At 47.5% G+C, this 22,064-nt stretch carries 19 protein-coding genes and 1 other annotated feature; of the genes, 17 read left to right on the plus strand and 2 right to left on the minus strand.

All coding sequences use genetic code 11. From position 1 onward, the window contains the following. Positions 1–163: 163 nt before the first annotated feature. Positions 164–1,072, minus strand: a complete 909-nt coding sequence (locus tag EAT1B_RS11855) for an alpha/beta fold hydrolase (protein ID WP_015880802.1) — start codon at positions 1,070–1,072, stop codon at positions 164–166. A 14-nt stretch (positions 1,073–1,086) separates the two neighbouring features. Next, a complete protein-coding gene (locus tag EAT1B_RS11860; RefSeq protein ID WP_015880803.1) occupies positions 1,087–2,772 on the minus strand; it encodes a formate--tetrahydrofolate ligase in 1,686 nt (561 codons plus the stop codon). Positions 2,773–3,016: 244 nt separating this feature from the next. On the opposite strand from EAT1B_RS11860, the gene EAT1B_RS11865 reads away from it, so the two are divergent. From EAT1B_RS11865 to EAT1B_RS11945, 17 genes are all read left to right on the plus strand, one after another. Then, positions 3,017–3,922: a carbohydrate ABC transporter permease gene (locus tag EAT1B_RS11865; protein WP_015880804.1), complete on the plus strand. Its 906-nt coding sequence runs from the start codon at positions 3,017–3,019 to the stop codon at positions 3,920–3,922. Further along, on the plus strand, positions 3,919–4,821 hold the full coding sequence (locus tag EAT1B_RS11870; protein ID WP_015880805.1) for a carbohydrate ABC transporter permease: 903 nt from the start codon (positions 3,919–3,921) through the stop codon (positions 4,819–4,821). Before EAT1B_RS11865 ends, EAT1B_RS11870 begins: the two co-directional genes overlap by 4 nt. A gap of 104 nt (positions 4,822–4,925) precedes the next feature. Then, positions 4,926–5,166 (plus strand) — a binding site (T-box leader). A 69-nt stretch (positions 5,167–5,235) separates the two neighbouring features. Continuing rightward, on the plus strand, positions 5,236–6,216 hold the full coding sequence (gene asnA, locus EAT1B_RS11875; RefSeq protein WP_015880806.1) for an aspartate--ammonia ligase: 981 nt from the start codon (positions 5,236–5,238) through the stop codon (positions 6,214–6,216). Between the two features lie 159 nt (positions 6,217–6,375). Then, complete coding sequence (locus tag EAT1B_RS11880; RefSeq protein ID WP_015880807.1) at positions 6,376–7,668, plus strand: ABC transporter substrate-binding protein; 1,293 nt, start codon at positions 6,376–6,378, stop codon at positions 7,666–7,668. Positions 7,669–7,813: 145 nt separating this feature from the next. Further along, on the plus strand, positions 7,814–8,998 hold the full coding sequence (locus EAT1B_RS11885) for a nitrous oxide reductase family maturation protein NosD (RefSeq protein WP_015880808.1): 1,185 nt from the start codon (positions 7,814–7,816) through the stop codon (positions 8,996–8,998). Further along, complete coding sequence (locus EAT1B_RS11890; protein ID WP_015880809.1) at positions 8,985–9,530, plus strand: nitrous oxide reductase accessory protein NosL; 546 nt, start codon at positions 8,985–8,987, stop codon at positions 9,528–9,530. Before EAT1B_RS11885 ends, EAT1B_RS11890 begins: the two co-directional genes overlap by 14 nt. A 3-nt stretch (positions 9,531–9,533) precedes the next feature. Then, positions 9,534–10,331: a hypothetical protein gene (locus EAT1B_RS11895; RefSeq protein WP_015880810.1), complete on the plus strand. Its 798-nt coding sequence runs from the start codon at positions 9,534–9,536 to the stop codon at positions 10,329–10,331. Continuing rightward, positions 10,324–11,043 (plus strand): ABC transporter ATP-binding protein, encoded by a 720-nt coding sequence (locus EAT1B_RS11900; protein ID WP_015880811.1) that lies wholly within the window; start codon positions 10,324–10,326, stop codon positions 11,041–11,043. Before EAT1B_RS11895 ends, EAT1B_RS11900 begins: the two co-directional genes overlap by 8 nt. A 63-nt stretch (positions 11,044–11,106) precedes the next feature. After that, entirely contained in the window at positions 11,107–12,567 is a 1,461-nt protein-coding gene (locus tag EAT1B_RS11905; RefSeq protein WP_015880812.1) for an MDR family MFS transporter, read from the plus strand. A gap of 37 nt (positions 12,568–12,604) precedes the next feature. Beyond that, entirely contained in the window at positions 12,605–13,705 is a 1,101-nt protein-coding gene (locus EAT1B_RS11910) for a sorbosone dehydrogenase family protein (RefSeq protein ID WP_015880813.1), read from the plus strand. 97 nt (positions 13,706–13,802) lie between these two features. Beyond that, the gene (locus tag EAT1B_RS15685; protein WP_015880814.1) at positions 13,803–15,017 is read left to right on the plus strand and encodes a M48 family metallopeptidase; all 1,215 of its coding nucleotides are present in this window, start codon (positions 13,803–13,805) and stop codon (positions 15,015–15,017) included. A 103-nt stretch (positions 15,018–15,120) separates the two neighbouring features. Continuing rightward, positions 15,121–16,872 carry a sensor histidine kinase gene (locus EAT1B_RS11920; RefSeq protein WP_015880815.1) on the plus strand — a complete coding sequence of 584 codons (1,752 nt, stop codon included), beginning with the start codon at positions 15,121–15,123 and terminating at the stop codon, positions 16,870–16,872. Then, the gene (locus EAT1B_RS11925) at positions 16,869–17,579 is read left to right on the plus strand and encodes a response regulator (RefSeq protein WP_015880816.1); all 711 of its coding nucleotides are present in this window, start codon (positions 16,869–16,871) and stop codon (positions 17,577–17,579) included. The genes EAT1B_RS11920 and EAT1B_RS11925 overlap by 4 nt, the downstream gene beginning before the upstream one ends. A 15-nt stretch (positions 17,580–17,594) precedes the next feature. Then, on the plus strand, positions 17,595–18,308 hold the full coding sequence (deoD, locus tag EAT1B_RS11930) for a purine-nucleoside phosphorylase (protein ID WP_015880817.1): 714 nt from the start codon (positions 17,595–17,597) through the stop codon (positions 18,306–18,308). A 121-nt stretch (positions 18,309–18,429) separates the two neighbouring features. Beyond that, entirely contained in the window at positions 18,430–19,575 is a 1,146-nt protein-coding gene (locus tag EAT1B_RS11935; RefSeq protein WP_015880818.1) for an MFS transporter, read from the plus strand. Between the two features lie 150 nt (positions 19,576–19,725). Next, on the plus strand, positions 19,726–21,111 hold the full coding sequence (locus tag EAT1B_RS11940; protein ID WP_015880819.1) for an aldehyde dehydrogenase: 1,386 nt from the start codon (positions 19,726–19,728) through the stop codon (positions 21,109–21,111). Positions 21,112–21,264: 153 nt separating this feature from the next. Beyond that, positions 21,265–21,975, plus strand: a complete 711-nt coding sequence (locus EAT1B_RS11945) for a Crp/Fnr family transcriptional regulator (RefSeq protein ID WP_015880820.1) — start codon at positions 21,265–21,267, stop codon at positions 21,973–21,975. The last annotated feature ends 89 nt before the right edge of the window (positions 21,976–22,064 follow it).

Here is a 22,064-nt window from a genome sequence, read left to right on the forward strand (position 1 = left end):
CCCTTTCGGATGAAAAAACGTGATTAAAAGTGATTGCGGTCTAAGTATAACGTACTTAAAAATTGGAAAGAAGAAGCAGAATTTCAAAAAAGGTAAATGCTTAAAATAATTTTTCTAAAATCAGGTAAATGAAAAATCCCCTTGTAAAAGGGGATTGAGTAAATTAATGGATTTTATTTTGCTTCATCCAAGTAAGAATATCTGACCACACTTGTTCACGGTGCGCTTCGCGAAGAATTTCATGTCGGGCATTGTCGTATGTGACGACTGCGAGTTCGACATCCGCATTTCGATACTTCTTAATGATTCCGTTCAATCCTTCACCATCATGCGTGACAGGATCGTCCACTCCGGCAACGAACAGAACTGGAAGGGACTTCGGATGTTCATGAATCCGTGCAGCCGTGGTGACATCTAAGGAAGCACGTGTCACTTCATGTAAAAAACCGAGGGAAGGCAGACCGCCACAGTTTGGGTCGGCGAGATAGGAGTCGACTTCGTCTGGAACACTTGAGAGCCAGTCACTATCCGTTCGAGCAGGTAAAAACTTAAGGTTGTAACGTCCGAACAAGAGGCGTTCAAAGAAACGTGATTGATGGGTGGCACCTTTCCGTTTCATGACGGTAGCGATTAAACGATGCCCCGCTTCACCTGCGACCCCAGGATGTGGGGGCGGGGCGACGACAATCAATCCAGCCAAGGCATGCCCCATGATTTGACCGAGTCGACGAGCAAGCAGGGAACCGAAACTGTGACCTAACACATAAGTAGGGCGCCCATCCTCGTAACGGTCGATTAGATATCGAGCATCCTCGACAAGTTGCTGAAAGCCATCGCCAGGAGCAAGGTGTCCATAAGACTGTTGATCATGAGCGCTTGTACCTGCACCACGCAAGTCACACACAAATACGTCATAGCCATTATCTGCCATAAACTGTGCAAACTCAATATATCTTTCGTGATGTTCGAGCATCCCATGAAACATGAATATTTTTCCAATCGATTGCTCTGCCTGAACGTGCATGACTTCTGTTTGATACCCGTCAGGATACGTCAACTCCGATACGATCATGTGTCATCCCCCTATTAGAAAAGGCCGATTGCTTTTCCAGATTCGTCAATTCCCATATTGAGAGCCGCTGGATGTTTCGGTAACCCTGGCATCGTTAACACGTTGCCAGTTAAGGCGACGAGGAATCCTGCTCCCACTGAAGGTTTTAATTCGCGAACGGTGATGGTGAATCCTTGTTGATAACCGAATTTTGAAGGGTCGTCTGAGAGGGAGAACGGTGTCTTCGCCATACAAATGGGAAGGTCCGACCAGCCGTTCGCCTGTACATCTTTCATTTGCTTTTGAGCTTTGGCGGTGAACACGACGTCTGTAGCACCGTATACTTCTCTCGCAATGGTTTTAATCTTTTGTTCAATTGAATCGGTCAACTCATATAGAGGCGTCAGTTTACTTTCGTTCGACTCGACGGCGTCAATGACTGCTTCGGCCAATTGTCGACCCCCAAGCCCGCCGTTTGCCCATACTTCGCTGAGCGAAGCACGAATACCGTGTGCCGCACACCAATCAAGAACGGTTGCAAGTTCCTCTTCTGTATCTGAATTGAAACGGTTCAATGCGACGACCGTAGGCAGACCGAGTTTTTTCATCGTATCGATGTGTTTGGCGAGTAATTTTAATCCTTCGCCGACCGCACCGACGTTCTCGATGTGAAGCTGATCTTTTGAAACGCCACCGTGCATTTTTAGAGCACGAACGGTTGCAACGAGTACGACCGCATCCGGATTCAAATCACCGACTCGAGATTTGATATGACAGAACTTTTCTGCCCCGAGGTCGGCACCAAACCCAGCTTCCGTCACCACATACTCCCCAAGCTTTAACGCAGTCTTCGTTGCAATCAATGAGTTGCATCCGTGCGCAATGTTCGCGAACGGCCCGCCGTGGACGAGTGCTGGTGTCTGTTCAAGCGTTTGGACGAGGTTCGGTTTAAAGGCTTCCTTCAACAGTAACGTCGCCGCACCGGCTGCACCGATTTGTTCTGCCGTGATTGGTTCTTTTTGATGGTCATAGGCGACTACGATACGCTTGATGCGTTCTTCGAGGTCTTCCAATGAATCGGCCAGACAGAGAATCGCCATGATTTCCGAAGCGACGGTAATATCAAATCCGTCCTCACGAGGGACTCCGTGAGCAGGACCACCGAGGCCGACCGTGACGTGACGAAGTGCGCGGTCGTTTAAGTCAAGGACGCGCTTCCAGACAATATGTCGGACATCGATCCCAAGGTCGTTTCCTTGGTGCAAGTGATTGTCAATCATGGCACTGATCGTATTATGGGCCGATGTGATCGCATGCATGTCACCTGTGAAGTGAAGGTTGATATCTTCCATCGGGAGAACTTGACTGAAGCCACCACCAGCAGCGCCACCTTTTAAGCCCATCGTCGGACCGAGCGAAGGTTCGCGCAGACAGACGATCGCTTGTTTATCCAATTGGTTCAACGCCTGTCCGAGCCCGACCGTCACCGTCGATTTTCCTTCGCCAGCTGGTGTCGGATTGATGGCGGTGACGAGAACGAGTTTTCCGTCTTCCTTCGTTTTCACACGTTCGAGGACATCGTAAGAAAGTTTCGCTTTGTATTTTCCGTAAAGATCCAGGTCATCTTCGTGTAATCCGATTTTTGCTGCGATGTCTTTAATCGGCAAGGTTTTGGCTTGTTGGGCAATCGTAAGGTCAGATAATGGTTTCGTCGTTGTCATTCAAAAAGTCCCTCCGTTTGTCGAACGATATCTTTTTAATCTCTAAAAATCATTCGGGAATTTCGGATTAAAATATGAATCAAGGCTAAACATATTCAATCCGTTCGTAATATCATTGATTTTATCATAACTCATCACGCCTTCAAACTCATTCATTCCGTTCAATATTTTCCACCCTTTCCGTCAAATGTATCCGTTTTCATAAAAGGTTTGACACGGTACATTGATAGTGGAGGCGATACACATGAATGAGACTACTAAACGGACGAAACGCAGAAGGAATTGGAAGAAACCTGCGAGCTTTATAGCATTTGTCGGACCGGCTTTTCTGGCATTTGTCGCAATCGTACTCATCCCATTTTTTAATGGCATTTACTATAGTTTCACTGACTGGAACGGTGTGACCGGAGAACTGAACTTTGTCGGATTGGATAACTATCACCGCTTGTTTTTTGAAGATGAGCAGTTCCGCGCTTCTTTTTGGATTACGACGAAATATACGCTCGTGTCTGTCCTATTGACGAATATCGTCGGTTTCTCATTGGCGCTATTATTGACGATGAACATTAAGACGCGAAACTTCCTACGCACGATTTTCTTTATGCCGAACTTGATTGGTGGCTTGATTCTCGGGTTCATCTGGCAGTTCATTTATGTGAAAGGATTTGCCTCGATCGGTGCGTTGACGGGGTGGAGCTTATTCGAATTACCGTGGCTCGGTGATGCGCAAACGGCATTTTGGGGAATCGTGATTGTCGCCATCTGGCAAGGCGGCGGGTATGTCATGGTCATCTACATCGCGGCGCTACAAAACGTGCCGACTGATTTGATGGAGGCGGCACGAATTGATGGGGCAAACCGTCTTAAGATGCTCCGTCATATCACGCTACCGATGATTATGCCATCGATCACCATCTGTTTGTTCCTGACCATCTCTTGGTCGTTCAAAGTGTTTGATACGAACTTGTCGCTCACGAATGGTGGACCGTTCAAATCGACCGAGATGTTGGCCTTAAATATTTATACGGAGTCTTTTGTGAATAACAATTATGGTCTCGGGTCAGCGAAAGCGGTCATCTTCTTCTTGGTCGTGGCTGCGATTACGGTGACGCAAGTGTACGTGACGAAAAAACGGGAGGTGGAAGCATGACGACGGAAAAACTGGAACATGTCGAGACGAACGTAGAGAAGACACCGAAGCGCATTCCGCAACGTCCGCTTCGTCCAGGAACGTATTCTTGGAATCTTGGAATCATTGAGCTCGTCGCCATCTTGCTCGGACTGCTCTATTTGGTCCCGTTCTATTACGTCGTCGCCAACTCGTTCAAATCGATGGCGGAAATCTTTACGAATACGTCCGCCTTACCGAACGAGTGGTTGACCTCAAACTATACAGAGGCGTGGGAAGCGATGAATTATGGACGTGTCTTTTTGAACTCCCTTCTCATCACGGTCGGAGCGAATGCGGTCATTGTCATCTTCACTTCGATGGCGGCATGGAAACTTGTTCGGACGAAACATTGGATTTCTACAATGATCTTTTTCTTGTTCGTGGCTGCGATGGTCATTCCGTTCCAGTCCATCATGATTCCGCTCGTGAAAGTTTCAAGTATCCTCGGTCTGCTGAATAGTCATTGGGGCCTGATCGTCATGTATCTAGGGTTTGGGTCTGGTATCTCGGTGTTCCTCTATCACGGATTCATGAAGTCGATTCCTGAGGAGATTGAAGAAGCCGCCATCATTGACGGTTGCTCGACATGGGGTGTCTTCTGGCGCATCGTCTTTCCACTTCTTAAGCCAATCACGGTGACAATCGTCATCTTGAACAGTCTATGGATTTGGAATGACTTCTTATTACCATCGCTCGTTCTTCGTGATGTCGAGTTACGGACCATCCCGCTCGCGACATTCTATTTCTTTGGACAGTACACGAAACAATGGGATTTGGCATTAGCAGGTTTAGTGTTAGGAATCGTTCCCCTTCTGGTCTTTTTCTTCGGCATGCAGAAGCATATCATCAAAGGGATCACAAGTGGTTCGATTAAATAACCCTCCCAAGGGAATCCTCCGTTCGCTACACGGAGGATTAATTTTTTTGAAAAAAATCGTTGACATTAGTCTGAATATTTATAATAATGAACTCAATTCAATTGTGAACGACGTCGAAAGGACGAGTACACGAAGGTAGTGAGTCAAGCGATCCGGGGGTGGTGTGAGCCCGGTCTTAACCCTTCGTCGAAAAACTTCCTGGAGTCGCTACCCGAACGCTTTGCCAGTAGACGTAGCCGGACCGCTCCCCGTTATCGGAGTTACGAGATGATTGTCTCGAAAAAGTGAGTAGATTCGTCTACTAATTTGGGTGGCACCGCGGAACCGAAGTCTTCCGTCCCATGTTCGATGGGAATGGAGGGCTTTTTTTCATGGCTTCATTTTCAAATATTCCACAATTGGAGGAAACGGAAAATGACAACAGCAACAAGCACGATGAAGGAAAGACAGCAGACAATCGCAGCAGTAAAGGCACTTTTTGAGGAGAAAGTCTCACGTGAACTCGGACTGATTCAAGTACAAGCACCACTATTCGTCGAATCGGCGAGTGGGGTCAACGATCACTTGAACGGTGTGGAGCGCATCATTCAGTTTGATACGATGTATCCGGGACATGAACTTGAAATCGTTCAGTCACTCGCGAAATGGAAACGTGAAGCGCTCGGTCGTTACGGATTCGGTGTCGGTGAAGGGTTGTACACTCAGATGCGTGCCATTCGACGCGACGAAGAACTCGATGCGACACATTCTTTATTCGTCGACCAGTGGGACTGGGAGCGAGTGATTGCTCGAGAAGAACGGACGATGGAATATTTGAAAGCGACGGTGGAGTCCATTTACGCTGCGCTCCGTGAAACAGAAGCGGAAGTAGAGAAAACATACGGTGTTGAAGCGATCCTTCCTGAAGTGATTCATTTCATCACGAGTCAGGAGTTGGAGGATTCGTATCCGACCATGACACCGAAAGAACGTGAAACGGCCATCTGTAAAGAGTACGGTGCGGTCTTCATCTCACAAATCGGAGATCTTCTCGCTTCGGGTATGAAACACGATGGACGAGCGGCAGACTATGATGATTGGTCGCTTAACGGAGACATTCTCGTGTGGCACCCTGAGCTCGAGTCAGCATTTGAACTGTCATCGATGGGCATTCGTGTCGACGAAGTGGCACTTGATGCGCAACTGAAGAAAGCAGACGCGGAAGAGAAGCGCGCGTACCCATTCCATCAAGGAGTGCTCGAAGGAACGCTTCCTCTTACAATCGGGGGCGGAATCGGACAATCGCGTGTCGCAATGTATCTGTTGCGCGCGCGTCATATCGGAGAAGTGCAAACATCGGTTTGGCCGCAAGAAGTCATTCAATCGTGTAAAGAAGCTGGCATCAGCTTGTTGTAATATAATAAGAAGAAACACGGAACAGGACTCGAAAAAAGAGTCCTGTTTTTCTGTGCAACATTTTCCACCCTATCCGTCAATTTTGACACCTACATTGTGGAAGCGTTTTCATTTAAAGTTGAGTTTGTAAAGATGGATAAGGTTAAGGGAGGAAATGAGATGAAACGGAAGTGGAAATTGTCTACAGCGGTCATGACGGCTGGAATGGTCTTATCACTCGCGGCTTGCGGCGGCGGATCACTCACGGACGAAGGTTCTTCTGAAGGAAATGCGGATGGCGGCGACAAAAAGGATGTCACGTTAAACGTCTTCCAATTCAAAGCGGAAATCGCGAAAGATCTTGAAGCGATGGCAAAAGAGTATGAAGAGGAGACGGGTGTGAAAGTCACGGTTCAAACCGTCGGTGGTGGAGCAGACTACGGTGCGGCCCTCAAATCACAATTCGCTTCAGGCAATGAACCAGATATCTTTAATAACGGTGGATTCACGGAAGCGCAGACATGGAAAGATAAACTCGAGGACCTCTCAAGCGAGAAGTGGGTCGGAGATTTGACAGAGGTCGCCAAAGAGCCGATGACGATGGACGGTAAATTGTACGGAATGCCAATGAACCTCGAAGGTTACGGATTCATCTATAATAAAGAACTTTTTGAAAAAGCGGGAATCAAAGAGTTACCGAAAACACTCTCTGAACTGACAGATGCTGCTGAAAAACTTGAGCAAGCGGGAATCACACCGTTCTCTGTCGGTTATGCAGAGTTCTGGATTTTAGGGATTCACTTGTTGAACATTCCGATGGCGCAACAAGACGACCCGGATGCATTTATTCAAGCGCTCAATGAGAATAAAGCGAAGTTTGAAGACAATGAACAGTTCCAAGAGTTTTTGAAATTGTTTGATTTGACGATTAAATACGGAAACAAAAACCCGTTGACGACGGACTACAATACTCAAGTCACACAGTTCGCCCAAGGAGAGACGGCAATGCTCCAACAAGGGAACTGGGCACAACAAATGATCCTCGACGTAAATCCAGATATGGAGATGGGCTTCGTCCCGATCCCAATCAATGACGATGCGGAGAAGATGGACCGACTTCCAGTCGGCGTCCCGAACAACTGGGTCGTCAACAAAAACTCGAAGTATAAAGAAGAAGCGAAAGACTTCTTAGAGTGGATGGCGACGTCGGATACAGGGAAAGACTACATGGTCAACAAGTTCAAGTTCATCCCTGCCTTCAAGTCGATTGAAGCCAACGACCTTGGACCACTCGCAGACGATATCTTGGCTTATTCGAATGAAGGGAAGACCATCTCTTGGAACTGGTTCAAGTATCCGGATGGTGCAGTGAATGAATATGGTGCCCTTATGCAGGCATATGTCGGTGGACAAAAAACAGGTGAAGAGATGCTACAGGACTTCACGAAAGTATGGCAAGACAAAGTGAAATAAGCATGGCACAGACGGTGAAACGACCCCTTCACCGTCTGTGTTTTTTTTATGAAGAAATTGTCACAGGAATCCCATATAAACTACACACATACCGGTGGGGGTTTCAGTAGAATGGATGTTGTAAGCGCTTTGAGAAGGAGGGGGCATGAAACGACTATTAATTTGCATCCTATTTTTGTGTTGGGTTCCACAAGTCGATGCGGAAGAAAAGTCGATTCCGTTGACTGAACCCATTATCATTGAGTCGAATGAGCATGTGGATGGAGGCGGAAAAACATATACGAGTTGTGGCCATCCCGCATTTATCATGCGTGGAACCGGTGCTGTTCTCGAACGTGTATCAGTACAACAATGTGAGAACAACGATGTACCAGCCATCCAAGTATCTGGTCTCGGACATCAACTGCTTGATGTGTCGATCGAGTCTGCGGGAACAGGAATTTCGATTGAGGATAGTTACGGGGTTCGTGTCACACGAATGGCCGTTGATGGGAATGGACAGGCAGATGGGATGGTAATCCTCAATAGTGAGGCGACCGAACTGCAAGGTGTTGTAGTGAAGGACGTGCGAGATGGGATATACATAGAGAATGGATCACAGCATACGATTGTTCGACCGGTCGTTTCGCATTCACGCTACGGCATTCACTTGATGTTTCCGACTGACGTGGTGATTTCGGTGCCCGAACTCCATCATAATTTGACCGGTGCGATGATTATGGGAACGAATCGAGTCGTCTTAAAAAATGGGAATGTACACGACCAGTTCGGTGGAACGGCGACGGGGCTGATGCTCTATGAGGCAATCGATACGACCATCGAGATGACGAACGTATCTGGAAATCATATCGGCTTGTTCGCGGAGCAGTCAGTAGGAACGATTCTTAAACGGAATACGATTAACGGCAACGATATCGGCTTTCAATTCAAGCAAGCAACGGGGATGATGATTCTTCAAAATAACCTGTTAGGAAATCGTGAACCGGTGACGATGGTCGAGTCGCATGACAACGTTGTACAAGGAAATGTCTGGGGTGGGACGACGTTGGACCTAGATCGTGACGGGTATAGCGAAATCCCATTTCAAACCGAACCGTATTTGTTCTTATTAACCGATGCATATGAAGCGCTAGAATTATTATACGGGTCTCCGGGACTTCTCCTATTAGAAAACATTCTGAGAAGTCCGAACGATGTATCGTTGACGGACCTTTCACCGCAAACCTATACAGCAAGGTGGGAGTGGAGCGGTTCGATTTGGAATTTAGGGAGTATCATGTTACTCATCATCATTTGGATATTTGGGAGGAAACGACATGAAATCATATAAACAAGTAGCAGGATTATTATCTATCGCAGGACTATCATTGGCACTCGGGGCATGTTCGAGTGCATCGGCAGAACCGTTTGAAATCAAATGGGGCGAAACAGAGTGCGAAGTGTGTAAAATGAAAATCATGGATAAGCAGTTCGCAGCGGAAGCCATCATGGAAAACGAAAAGGGATATGCGTTTGATGACATCGGTTGTCTCATGCGTGATTGGTATCCTGAACAAAAAGAAGAAGATATTGCTGCGATGTACGTGAAAGATTTCAATACGAAAGATTGGGTCGAATTAGACGAAGCGATGTTCGTGTACGACAAAGAATCAAAAACACCAATGGCGTACAATATTCTCTCGTTCGCAAAAGAGGTTGATGCTGAAGCCTATATCGAAGAGAATGGTGGAGATATGATGGACTTCGAACAATTGAAAGACCATTCGTGGGAGCGCGGCGAGATGCACATGAAGATGGATGGCGAAGGCTCAATGGATCAAGATAGCGAAATGGACATGGATACAGAAGAAGAAGGGCAATAATCGATGTCACTGTGGCGAATGGAATGGGCGCGGAGTCTGAGACAGCGTGAGAACTATGTATTTTTAGTTATATGGATTCTCACGCTCGTTCTACTCGGAGGACTCGGACAAGCACTACCGGTTGCTGCGGACTATACAAACGTAAGTGCAACGCTCATCACGGTGCTCGGTCTGTTACTTCCTCTTTTCATCTTATTGACCACAGCGCTTCATTGGGGACAGGAACAGGAATCGAAGCGGTTGAATCTCCTCTCAACATTTACCTATCCTAAATGGAAGTTGATTTTTGTCCGATTCAGTTCATTTCTCGTGACACAAGGACTTATTCTGCTGTTGGCTTTCCTCATTGCTTCGCTCGTTGTCGGACAATCAGGTAAGACTTGGATGATTTTGTTTTCCTACGCGATTGGATTAACAATCTACGCGACAGCGCTCGGAACCTTGCTTGGACTAATCGCGCGCAAGCGGATTCGAGCGATGTTACTGGCCTTCCTCACATGGACCATCCTCGTGTTGCTTTGGCCAACGCTTCTCGTGACCATCGTTTCCTGGCTTCCTTACGGTATGCAAGTGAACGGCATGATTGTGGCGCTGTTTCTGAATGGATTTGACTTGATGCGTGTATGGGCCAGTACGATTGTATCCTCTTTAGATGTGTTTGGGGATGTCTATCTCCATCTGTTGAATTGGATGCATCGACCGATTGGATATGCTGGAGTCTGGTTGAGCTTGCTTACGGCAAGTGGTTTCTTGTTATCGCTTGCCTCGACGGTGATGTACGGAGGGAATCGTCATGATTAACTGTTTGGATGTAGGGAAAAAATACGGTGATTCGTGGTCACTCCATCCTATTCGTGAAGACATCGTCTCGGGGAAAATCGTGGCGTTGTGTGGAAGCAATGGTGCCGGAAAATCGACGCTGTTGAATCTGATGAATGGTACCATCAAACCGAGTACCGGCAACATTCAATTAAATGGTTATACGATTAAACAACGCGCGAAATATAATGAGAGTTTTGGCTATATGCCGGATGATTTCTATTTTGATGAGGCATGGACAGTTGAGGAGACATTCATCTACTACGCTACCTTGCAAGGGGCACATCCGACTCTGGATATTTTAAAACGAGTCGGTCTGTACGAGCATAAACGAAAGCGCGTCTCCGAACTCTCAAAAGGGATGCGGCAACGTCTCTTGTTGTCTCAAGCTCTTGTAAGCGAACCGGCCATCTTGTTGTTGGATGAACCGACGAACGGACTCGATCCGCTATGGATGCAAATGCTCAGCGAACTATTGCGACAAGAGGCCAAACGGGGGACGACCATCGTGTTTTCAACGCATCAACTTGACGTCGCCGCCATGTTGGCAGATGAGGTCTGGATGATGCGAGCGGGTGCTGTTTGTGGGAAGGTATATGTCCAAGATGAACAAGCCGCATATGAACGACTAAGAGAATTCTTTTTCGAATCAAAAGATGACACTTGTCAAATGGACGCGGCTCGCACAAAATAATAGACAGTTGAAGTGGTGCTCGGAACCTTCCGACGCCACTATTTTTTTGGGGAGATGGAATGAATGAGAAAAAATGTGACGGTTGCCCTCTTACTGGCAACCTTTTTAGCGGCGATTGAAGGGACGGTCGTATCGGTTGCGACACCGGTCATCGCCAGTGAGTTGAACGGGGCGACGCTCGTCAGCTGGGTATTTGCTGCCTTCTTACTCTTTACGGCGGTTTCGACACCGATTTATGGAAAAGTGGCAGACTTATTCGGGCGAAAGCGCGTCCTGTTGTTTGGAATCGGGTTGTTCACCGTGTCTTCATTGTTATGTGGGTTAGCGACATCGATGGAACAACTCATTGTCTTTCGGGCGCTGCAAGGTCTCGGGGCCGGAGCCGTGCTTCCGATTTCGATGACGATTATTGGTGATTTATATAAATATGAAGAGCGTGGGAAAATTCAAGGAATTCTAAGTGCGGTCTGGGGTGTATCGGGTGTGCTCGGTCCCGTCATCGGTGGATTTTTGGTCGAAACGTTGTCTTGGCGTTACGTATTCTTATTAAACGTGCCATTTGCGTTACTCTCGTTCATCATGATTATCGTCTTTTACAAAGAAACCGTCGCTGAAACGAGCGAGCGGATTGATTTGAAAGGTGCTCTCTTGTTCGCTGGAGGAACGACCGCGTTTTTATACGCCTTGATCACGTTCAGTGAAACGAATGAATGGACGACGACCATCGTCGGAAGTGGCGTACTTAGTCTTGTTTTGTTAGGGGGATTCTTCCTATCAGAAAGAAGAGCAACCTCTCCGTTATTGCCGTTTGATTTGCTCAAGCAATCAACGATTGCGGCCATCAACGGCTCTGTCTTTTTTGCGGCTTGGGTGCTCGTTTCGATGTCAGCTTACATCCCGATTTGGGCGCAAGCCGTGTTAGGAAAAACAGCGACCGAGGCTGGATTCATGTTGATGCCGTTGTCTGTTGCATGGACATTCACATCGATTATCGGAGGACGGACGCTCGGTGTGGCCTCCCCGAGACGTCGCGCGTTGGTTGGTATGGGGTTACTCGTCATCGGAACGTTCACGTTGACACTCTTATCTCAATCAAGCTCGGATTTCTGGGTGTATGGTGCGGTGGCTTTGATTGGGGTAGGGTTCGGATTGTCACAGCCGATGTTTATCGTCGTCTTGCAAACCGTCGTTTCATATCAGCAACGAGGAACGGCGACCGCGACCAATTCCTTCTTAAGTACGGTCGGTCAAACGCTCGGTGTAGCAGTGTTTGGAGCTGTCTTTAACTTCGTCGTGCTCAACGACTTTAAGGAAAGTAGTGCGTTATCCCAAGTGTCTTTGGAAGACTTCTTCAATCAAAGTGTGACGGAGACATTAAGCGCCTCTGTCCGTCTGCAAGGTGAACAGATTATTGCGACCGGACTAAACAGTATCTTCATCGGGGCGATGATTGCAGCCGTGATTGCATTTATCATCGCAACCCGTTTGCCGGCCCGCCCACCGGAACCTTCACAGCGCTCGTAAAACAAGGGTATGATGAAGGAAAGGGAGGCGAACCGACATGAAACGTCAAATCGGGATTGTGACACTATTGTTTCTTATGGGATGTACGCCAGAACCGACGAACGAGGGTACGGAGCCACCACCTGCTGAAGAATCGACTCGTGATGAGTCGGCAACATCTGAAGAATCGAACACCACTGAAGAGACGGAACTGAACATCGGGGAAGTGACCGTCATCGCTGAAAATCTAGAGATCCCGTGGTCACTCGCTCGAAGTGCGGACGAATGGTTCGTTTCGGAACGTGGGGGAACCATCGCGGTAATCGATGATTCCGGTCGCGTGACACAATCTGCCGTGAACTTGGACGAAGACGTATTTGAGATTGGTGAAGGAGGACTCCTTGGCATCGCGCTGAGCGACGATTTTGAGTCGAGCGGCATCCTTTACGCATATCATACGTACGGCTCATCGGGAAGAGACGTCAAGAACCGGGTGGTGGAGTTGACGTGGGACGGGGAACGTTTCGAGGAAACGGGCGTCTTGATTGACGAGATACCAGGGGCACGTTTCCATAACGGCGGACGTCTACTAGTCGATGGAGCGTATCTTTGGGTGACAACGGGCGATGCGCTCGTGCCAGAACTTGCACAAGACGAATCCTCTTTGGCAGGGAAGATTTTACGAATTCCATTATCGGGTGAAGGGGAACCGACCGACTGGATTTATTCACTTGGTCATCGGAACCCTCAAGGACTCAGCCGGATGGATGATACGCTTTATGCGAGTGAGCATGGGGCGAGTGGACATGACGAGGTCAACGTGATTGAAGAAGGAAACAACTATGGATGGCCACTCATTGAGGCGAATGAGGAACGAGAGGGTCTGGTCACGCCATGGTTTGAAGTCGGTGAGACGTCTTGGGCACCGTCTGGTATTGCGACCGATGAACGGTACGTATACATGGCGACACTACGGAACGAGCGGCTCGTTGCCATCAATCGTGAAACGAAGCAAGTCACGACAATTGGCGAAGGGGTCGGACGCATTCGGGATGTGTGGTTGGACGACGATACGTTGTATTTTATTTCGAACAATACGGACGGACGAGGCAATCCACAATCACAAGACGACAAACTCTATCAAGTGACCATCCGCTAGAAACTGACGAATCCGTCAGTTTCTATTTTTTTCGTTGTTTCTTCTGGAAGGAACGGTATAATTAAACATGTATTTTGGAAAAAGAAGGAGAAATTAGATGAATCATTCAAACTTGGTACATAAACGAGAAAATTTATACTTCTCATTATTAGTCGCAGCAAGCGTACTCGTCTTGATTTTAGGAATCGTACTGACAATTGCATCATTCGGTCTTTTCTTGTGGATCATCGGGATAATCGTAGCACTTTCAATGTTTACGCACTGGATTCAGATCGGATATATTCGGACGAACGGTGTCAAGGTGACGCCTCGTCAGTTCGCAGAGCTTCATGAACTGGTTCAACGCGTCGGGGCTGAGATGGGGATTCGGTTGTTGCCGGATGTTTATATCTTACAAGCTGGTGGCGTGTTAAATGCTTTCGCCACGCGATTCTTCCAAAAGAATATGGTCATCTTATATTCTGATGTCGTGGAATTGACACGTACTGGACAGACGAAAGAAGTCGAGTTTGTCATCGCGCATGAATTGGCACATATTCGTCGCAACCACGTTCAAAAACAATGGGTTGTCTTACTTGGTGGCATCATCCCGTTTTTAGGATCTGCTTATTCGCGTGCTTGTGAATATACGTGCGACCGGATGGCGGCGCATTATCTTCAAGATTCAGGAGCAGCGAAACGAGCGTTGACCGTACTTGCGATCGGAGGACCGCTCGCGAAAGAAGTGAATGAGTTTGACTATCTGTATGAAGCGAGCCGGGAGAACGGATTCATCGCGAAATATAGTGAACTGTTGTCGACGCATCCGACGTTACCGAAACGCATCGCGGCGATTGCGACACATGCGGGCGAAGAAAACGTACCGGTCTTTAAAACAGCGGGATATGTGAAAGCCTCTATCATTTCGATGATTCTATTGACTGTCATCGGAAACGGAGCCATCATCGCCTTACTCGTCATGAACGATGATTTATCTGATTTTGTCGCATCGGCCATGAGCGAGGATTTCGAAGAGGATTGGGAAATGGATTTAGGAGAACCGATTCAAGAATTGACGTTCATGAATGCGAGTTATGAAGAAATTGAAGCGGAACTGGCAAACGTGACGGATGTGAACATTCAAGACGAATATGGGGAAACACCGCTCCATAACTTGTTCTATAATGACGACGTCGATTCTGAGACGGTCCGTCTCTTACTTGATCACGGTGCAGACGTGACCATTGAGAACGAAGAAGGTATGACACCGATTGATGTGGCGCGAGAAATGGGACACGGTCCACAACTCATTGATTTAATGGAATCGTATTAATCGTCGCGTAATCCTTGTTTCGAAAGAAACGAGGATTCTTTTTTAGGATTATTGCAAACGTTTGCATAGTGCGTGATATACTCATGAGGTAGGGGGGATAGCGGTGAATAGCATTCGGACAAAGTTAACGGGAATGATTGCATTAACCATCATCGTGCCAGTCATTATCGCGACAATCATTTCATTTTGGTATGTGGAGGATCGAGAACGTGAACGCGGTCTAGAAATGACGGAATGGTCGCTTGAACGGGGGACGCGTCAGATGGAACGCTATATCTCTGACTTAAGTCGCTTGCCGACTAGCCTATACGCGGATCGTGACGTTTTGGACATATTGGAATACGGACCGGGACTGTCGTTAAGAGAAACGGAGATTGAAGTGCGACGAGCGCTCCTCGCGATGTATTTGTCCCGGGAAGACGTGGCGCAAATTCAGCTGTTGATGCTTGAAGACATGGATTCATTCGCAGCGTATAAAATGAAAGTATCACCACGTTCCAAAAAAGAGCCGAGCGCTGTCCAACGACAGTTGTTGAATAATCCGAAAAGTCGCGTCCTGCTTGAAGCGTCACATCCGCTCATCCCGTATCATGATTTCGGACCAATCATGACGCAAGAAGATGTCGTCACCCTCCATTTCAGACTCGACAAAATTGAAACGAACGAACCGCTCGCGATTCTGTCACTCGATATCCCGGAAGATTTGTTCATCGGACAGTTGGCTTCTCTTCAAAATAGTCCGGAGGAAAGTCTATGGTTCGTTGGTGAGGACAATCGTGTGTTCGCCCATCTTGGAGATGGCGAGATTCCTTCTTCGTTTCAACCGAGGTCGCTCTCGACCGATGGAAAACATCATCAAATCACGAAAACGTTTGAGTTCGACCATCAGCAGTTCTATGTCGGGAAGTCGATTCCAGATCAGCTCTTGACGGAGCCGGCTTCACGAACATCGTTCATTATTTTGTTAGTCGGAATCATCTCCCTCATTCTGGCGTTGATCGGTGCCACGTACGCCTCGATGAAACTGACGACTCCAATCAAGACGTTGACCTCGAACATTTGGCGAATTGAGCAAGGCGATATGACGGTCTCGTTCGATTCCCTTGGAAATGATGAGTTCGGCGTACTCGGGAGACAGTTCAAGCGGATGATTGAGCGAATCGATGATCTGATTCAACGGGAGTATAAGCTTGCCTTAGAGAACCGAACAAATGAACTACGTGCCTTACAGGCGCAAACCAATCCGCATTTCTTATTCAATGCGCTACAGTCGATCGGTACACTCGCTTTAAAGGGAGATGGAAAAACCGTCTATCGATTGATCACACAACTCTCTTCGATGATGCGATATACGATGCATCCTGAAGAGTCGATGGTCACGCTAAAGAGAGAAATCGAGCATTTGAACTCATATATTCGCCTGCAAGACGTACGTTTTCCAAATCAGTTTCAAGTGAACGTTTCAGTCCCTCAGGACCTCCATGAACTGATTGTTCCTAAGATGATTTTACAGCCGCTCGCAGAGAACTTTTTCAAACATGGGTTCGAACGAGACGGCTCGGCGTTGGCGAATCGATTTGACGTGATGATTTGGATGGAAGGGGCGACACTCGTGATTCGCTGTGAGAACAGTGGACGTTCCTTGACGACGGAAGAGTGGGAACGGGTCATGTCACGGATTGAACAAGGGGACTCGACATTTTATGACACAGAGGGCACAGGATTACGAAACATTCGTGATCGACTCATGTTAAACTATAATCGGGAGGCAGAATTTATGTTGGCTACACCTGAAACAGGCGGTTTTCGAATCATGATGCGTTTCCCGGCAACGGATGAAGGGGTGGCATCATGACGAAAGTGTTGATTGTAGATGATGAATCTCCGGTAAGGGAAGCGGTAAAATTACTCGGCGAATGGGAACGGTTCGGTGTGAAGGCCGTACTCGAGGCGAAGAACGGGCTTGAGGCAAAGGCGCTCATCGAGCAGGAACGACCGGCTTTAATTCTATCGGATATTCAAATGCCACATTGTGATGGAATCGAGCTGATGGAGTGGGTACACGACCACGCTTCATTCTCTAAGCTCGTTGTGTTGACAGGTTACGATGAGTATTCGTACATGCGTCGGGCCATCCAATACGGAAGCTTTGATTATCTGTTGAAACCGATTGACCCCGATGTATTAAACGATACGTTGTCACGCGCGTTAGCGGACGTGGTGAAGGAGTCGAGTGAAGATCCGATTGCCCAAATCGGGACGTATATTGAACAACACTTTGCGGAAGAACTGAGTTTGCAAGGAATGAGTGAACGGTTTTACTTAAGTCGGGAGTATATCTCACGACGATTTAAACAACAATATGGCGTGAATCTATCTGAGTACGTGTTGACGATTCGGATGAACGAAGCAAAGCGCCTGTTAGAAACGAGTAGACAGCGTATCTATGAAGTCGCCCAAGCAGTCGGCTTTTCGGACGACAAATATTTCCGAAAGGTCTTTAAAAAACAAGTCGGTGTTACTCCGAACGAATTTCGGGAACAAGTTCAACGACAAGCTTAAAGGAGGAATTCAAACATGAGTGTACACATTGGAGCTCAAGAAGGACAAATTGCAGAAACGGTATTACTTCCAGGGGATCCGCTTCGCGCCAAGTATATCGCGGAAACGTTTTTAGAAGACGTCGAATTATATAACGAAGTTCGTGGCATGTACGGCTTCACGGGAACATACAAAGGCAAACGGATCTCGGTTCAAGGTACGGGGATGGGTGTCCCATCGATGTCGATTTACGTGAATGAACTCATCATGTCGTACGGTGCTAAAAACTTGATCCGTGTCGGAACAGCGGGCGGAATTCAAGAAGATGTTAAAGTGCGTGACGTTGTCATCGCGATGAGCGCATCAAGTGAAATGGGACAAAACCGCGTCCGTTTCAACGGCATGGACTATGCGCCGACAGCGACGTTCGACCTCCTACATCGTGCGTATATGAACGCAGAGAAGGCGGGTATCCCGGTCAAAGTCGGACAAATCTTCACGGCTGACCAATTCTATCAAGATGATTTCCATCACTTCAAGAAATGGGCGGACTTCGGTTGCCTCGCGATCGAGATGGAAGCAGCAGGTCTTTACACGCTTGCAGCGAAACACAAAGTGAACGCGTTGACGATCCTCACAATCTCTGACCACTTGTTGACGGGTGAAGAGACGACTTCAGAAGAGCGTCAATCGACGTTCGATGAAATGATTCGTGTCGCTCTCGACACAGCCGTCGAAGTGACAAACTAAGCGATTTTCCCTATAGCCTTTGGCTGTAGGGATTTTTTGTGTCTAAACCCATTCATCCCTATGAAACGGTTGGAGCTCCAGCTAGACTAAGAATAAGATCACGGGAAAGAGGAATTGTCCGATGAAAACTCCACCACGTTTTATATTATATGCCATCGTATTTTTTGCCTTTTTTGATTTGTTCGCCCAACTTCCGATCATGAGCACGTTTGCGGTATCCGTTGGGGCATCTTCGTTTATCGCTGGCTTGTCCATTGCGATCTATTCGTTGACGAACACGTTTGGAAATATGTTATCCGGTATATGGACTGACAGGAGTGGTCCGTATCGGGTCTTGGTTCTCGGCTTGTTTCTGACGAGCTTCAGTTTACTGGCTTATCAATTCGTCGACTCAGCATCCATGTTGCTGTTTGTACGGTGTGTTCACGGCTTTATGGCCGGGCTCATCGTCCCAGCTGCATTTACGCTGTCGGCGAACGTCACTGCGATGAACCGTCAAGGAAAGAAAGTCGCCATTACCGGTAGTTTCGTCGGGTTAGCTGCCATCATCGGCCCAGCGTTCAGCGGGATCGTCGCAAGCATCACATCGCCACCGACTGTCTTTTTATTCGTCTCTTTATTCGGTTGGGTGATTCTCGTCGTGACGATTGTGACGATGCGAGGAAGTCAAACGGTCGAGACAATAAGAGAAAAAGAGAGAACACGGGAAAAGCCGGATCCGAAAGTGATTCGGGCCTATTGGGGTGCTTTCTTCCTCATGTTTTCTCAAGGGGCACTCGCCTTTTTACTACCGCTCCACGTACAGGAACTTGGATACGATTCGAGGTTGAGCGGGACGCTACTGAGTATGTTCGGCGTGGTCGCCGTCCTGTTCTTTTTATTACCGACGAATCGATTGTTCGATCGATTCTCGCCAACAAAGTTGACCGCACTTGGGGTGGCCATCATCGGGACGAGCCAGGTGTTAATTGGACAATCCGGTGTACAAACGAGCCTATATGGGGTACTTGCCTTATATGGCATCGGGTTTGCGATTTTATTCCCGGCCATCAATACGTTGTTGATTCAATCGACCTCTCCACAAAATCGAGGAAAAGCATACGGGGCGTTTTATGCTTTTTTCTCTCTCGGAACGGTAGCGGGGTCATCATTTTTAAGTGTTCTTCCGCTCTCAATCGTTCAGCAGTTCACACTGACGGGCTTGATTTTAGGGAGCGCAAGTCTGCTCTTTCTCATCAGTGCGCGAAAAAGAGTACGGATGTTTTGACACGAGGGAAGCAATCGATTACTCTATGATTAAACGTTTAAACATTTAAACTCTTTGTATGTAGTGAATCGATGAAAGCGTTTTTTTAGATTCGCTTTTCACGCGATGATACAATGAAATCAACGTGATGAATCATAAGGAGGAAAGTTCATGCTGGCACCGATTGAACAGTTGACGATTGACGAGCTAGTCCAAAAACAGCGCCGTTTCTTTAAAACACAGGCGACAAAATCGATGGCATTTCGTTTGAGCATGCTGACGTTTTTAAAGGAGTCCATCAAGCATTATGAAGCGGATTTGCTAGAGGCGCTTCGCGAAGATTTGAATAAGTCCGAACTGGATGCATACACGACGGAAATCGGATTTATTTACGACGAGATTTCACGAACGACGCGTGAATTGAAGCGGTGGATGCGTCCGAAGCGTGTCCGTGGAACTGCCATCCATCTTGGGATGAAGAGTGAGATTCAATATGAGCCGTACGGTACGGTGTTGATCATCGCTCCGTGGAACTATCCATTCCAATTGGCTGTTGCGCCGCTTATCGGCGCGATTGCGGCCGGGAATACAGCTGTTGTCAAACCTTCAGAATTGACGCCGAATGTGGCGCGTGTCCTGACACAGGTGCTCGAGCGTGCCTTCACCGATCGATATGTGGCAAGTGTCGAAGGGGACAAAGACACAGCGCAAGAGCTGTTGGCACAAAAATGGGACTATATCTTCTTCACGGGATCGACGCAAGTCGGTCGAATCGTCAATCAGGCGGCAGCGAAGCATCTGACACCAGTCACGCTCGAACTAGGTGGGAAATCACCAGTCATCGTTCACGGAGATGCGAACGTCTCCATTGCGGCAAAACGTGTCGCCTGGGGGAAATGGATGAACGCCGGTCAAACATGTGTCGCACCAGACTATGTGCTCGTCCACGAATCGCAACAAGACGCATTTTTAGAAGCGATTAAACAAGAGGCGTTTGCGATGTTTGGGAATGGTGTCGGCACGAAACGATACACGCGCATCGTCAATGAATCGCACTTCGACCGTTTGTCTCACTATTTGACAGAAGGGGACCTTGTGTTCGGTGGAGAGACGAACCGGGATGAGCTTAAAATTGCGCCGACCGTCATGACGAATCTTCATGAAGATGCTGATGTGATGAAAGATGAGATTTTCGGTCCGATTTTACCAGTCATTCCATATCGTCAATTGGACGAAGTGATCGAGTTCATCTCGGACCGACCACACCCATTGGCGCTCTATCTCTTTACCGAGTCGAAGGACGTGGAGAGAACCGTCATGAAGCACCTTTCCTTTGGTGGCGGGTGCGTGAACGATGTCATCATGCATTTGACGAACCCGAATCTACCGTTCGGTGGAGTGGGCGAGAGCGGAATGGGAGCTTATCATGGGCGAACGAGTTTTGAGACGTTCAGTCATGCGAAGTCTATTTTAAAGAATACGACGAAATTTGATTTACCGGTCCGGTATCCTAACTTCAAACCGGCTGAACAATTGATTCGACTGATTCAACGATGAATCGATCAAGAGATTCGGGGTCACACCCGAATCTTTTTATTTTCAAAAGATTGTTTGAAATGTCACATACTTTTATGATACTCCCTGTCACACTCCTGTATAATAAAGTCATAAATGGAACGGACGAATGAAACGTGGAGGGAGCACCGACCTATGTCAATGCAATGTGGAACGACCCAACCGAACAGTTTTGTATTCTCAGACGAAACGAAACAGCTGTTACTCGAAATGATGACGCTTCAACATCACCCAAAAGCGAGTATCGTGTGTTGGGAAGGTGAAAAGTGTGATAAGTTCTTTTACTTGAAGAGTGGTTCTGTCAAATTCACGAAAATCACGAAAAAGGGAAATCCACTCGTCATGTTCATGTATGGATCGGATGATTTCTTTGGTGAGTTTGACATCGTGGAGACATTCCCTAGTTCGTATAGCATCGAAACGACCGAAGAGAGTACAATCGGGACGATTTCAAAACGAGAATTAGAGTCGCTCATGCAGCGCGATATCCGTTTTGCCGGAGAAATCTTGCGCTGGACATCGATGATGCGTAAGCACTCCGAAATGAAAGTGCGCGACTTATTGTTGTACGGAAAACCTGGTGCATTGGCTTCGACGTTGCTTCGAATGGCCGCAATGCATGGAGTGGAGGAAGAAGATGCAATCGTGATTCCTCGTCATCCGTCTGACGGAGAACTCGGACAGTTGATTGGTGCACCGCGTGAGACGGTGAATCGGTTGATCAGTCAGTGGCGAAAAGAAGGGGTCATCAGCACAACAACGAAATCAATCATCATTCGCGATGTCGACTTTTTAAAAGAGCTGTGCCATTGCGAAGGCTGTCCGGCAGGAATATGTCGTTTATAAACCGCCCCATGTGGAGGCGGTTTTTTTGTGGATTGGTTTTATGCAAATGTGAACTTTATGTGTTGAAACTACGCAAAATTGATGTGATT

It is taken from the genome of Exiguobacterium sp. AT1b (genome assembly GCF_000023045.1).
Lineage (GTDB): Bacteria > Bacillota > Bacilli > Exiguobacteriales > Exiguobacteriaceae > Exiguobacterium.

What these genes read in the sequence shown, in the direction of transcription:
- EAT1B_RS11855 (WP_015880802.1), bottom strand. Translation starts at nt 1,072, where the DNA reads ATGATCGTATCGGAGTTGACGTATCCTGACGGGTATCAAACAGAAGTC.
- EAT1B_RS11860 (WP_015880803.1), bottom strand. Translation starts at nt 2,772, where the DNA reads ATGACAACGACGAAACCATTATCTGACCTTACGATTGCCCAACAAGCC.
- EAT1B_RS11865 (WP_015880804.1), top strand. Translation starts at nt 3,017, where the DNA reads ATGAATGAGACTACTAAACGGACGAAACGCAGAAGGAATTGGAAGAAA.
- EAT1B_RS11870 (WP_015880805.1), top strand. Translation starts at nt 3,919, where the DNA reads ATGACGACGGAAAAACTGGAACATGTCGAGACGAACGTAGAGAAGACA.
- asnA (WP_015880806.1), top strand. Translation starts at nt 5,236, where the DNA reads ATGACAACAGCAACAAGCACGATGAAGGAAAGACAGCAGACAATCGCA.
- EAT1B_RS11880 (WP_015880807.1), top strand. Translation starts at nt 6,376, where the DNA reads ATGAAACGGAAGTGGAAATTGTCTACAGCGGTCATGACGGCTGGAATG.
- EAT1B_RS11885 (WP_015880808.1), top strand. Translation starts at nt 7,814, where the DNA reads ATGAAACGACTATTAATTTGCATCCTATTTTTGTGTTGGGTTCCACAA.
- EAT1B_RS11890 (WP_015880809.1), top strand. Translation starts at nt 8,985, where the DNA reads ATGAAATCATATAAACAAGTAGCAGGATTATTATCTATCGCAGGACTA.
- EAT1B_RS11895 (WP_015880810.1), top strand. Translation starts at nt 9,534, where the DNA reads ATGTCACTGTGGCGAATGGAATGGGCGCGGAGTCTGAGACAGCGTGAG.
- EAT1B_RS11900 (WP_015880811.1), top strand. Translation starts at nt 10,324, where the DNA reads ATGATTAACTGTTTGGATGTAGGGAAAAAATACGGTGATTCGTGGTCA.
- EAT1B_RS11905 (WP_015880812.1), top strand. Translation starts at nt 11,107, where the DNA reads ATGAGAAAAAATGTGACGGTTGCCCTCTTACTGGCAACCTTTTTAGCG.
- EAT1B_RS11910 (WP_015880813.1), top strand. Translation starts at nt 12,605, where the DNA reads ATGAAACGTCAAATCGGGATTGTGACACTATTGTTTCTTATGGGATGT.
- EAT1B_RS15685 (WP_015880814.1), top strand. Translation starts at nt 13,803, where the DNA reads ATGAATCATTCAAACTTGGTACATAAACGAGAAAATTTATACTTCTCA.
- EAT1B_RS11925 (WP_015880816.1), top strand. Translation starts at nt 16,869, where the DNA reads ATGACGAAAGTGTTGATTGTAGATGATGAATCTCCGGTAAGGGAAGCG.
- deoD (WP_015880817.1), top strand. Translation starts at nt 17,595, where the DNA reads ATGAGTGTACACATTGGAGCTCAAGAAGGACAAATTGCAGAAACGGTA.
- EAT1B_RS11935 (WP_015880818.1), top strand. Translation starts at nt 18,430, where the DNA reads ATGAAAACTCCACCACGTTTTATATTATATGCCATCGTATTTTTTGCC.
- EAT1B_RS11940 (WP_015880819.1), top strand. Translation starts at nt 19,726, where the DNA reads ATGCTGGCACCGATTGAACAGTTGACGATTGACGAGCTAGTCCAAAAA.
- EAT1B_RS11945 (WP_015880820.1), top strand. Translation starts at nt 21,265, where the DNA reads ATGTCAATGCAATGTGGAACGACCCAACCGAACAGTTTTGTATTCTCA.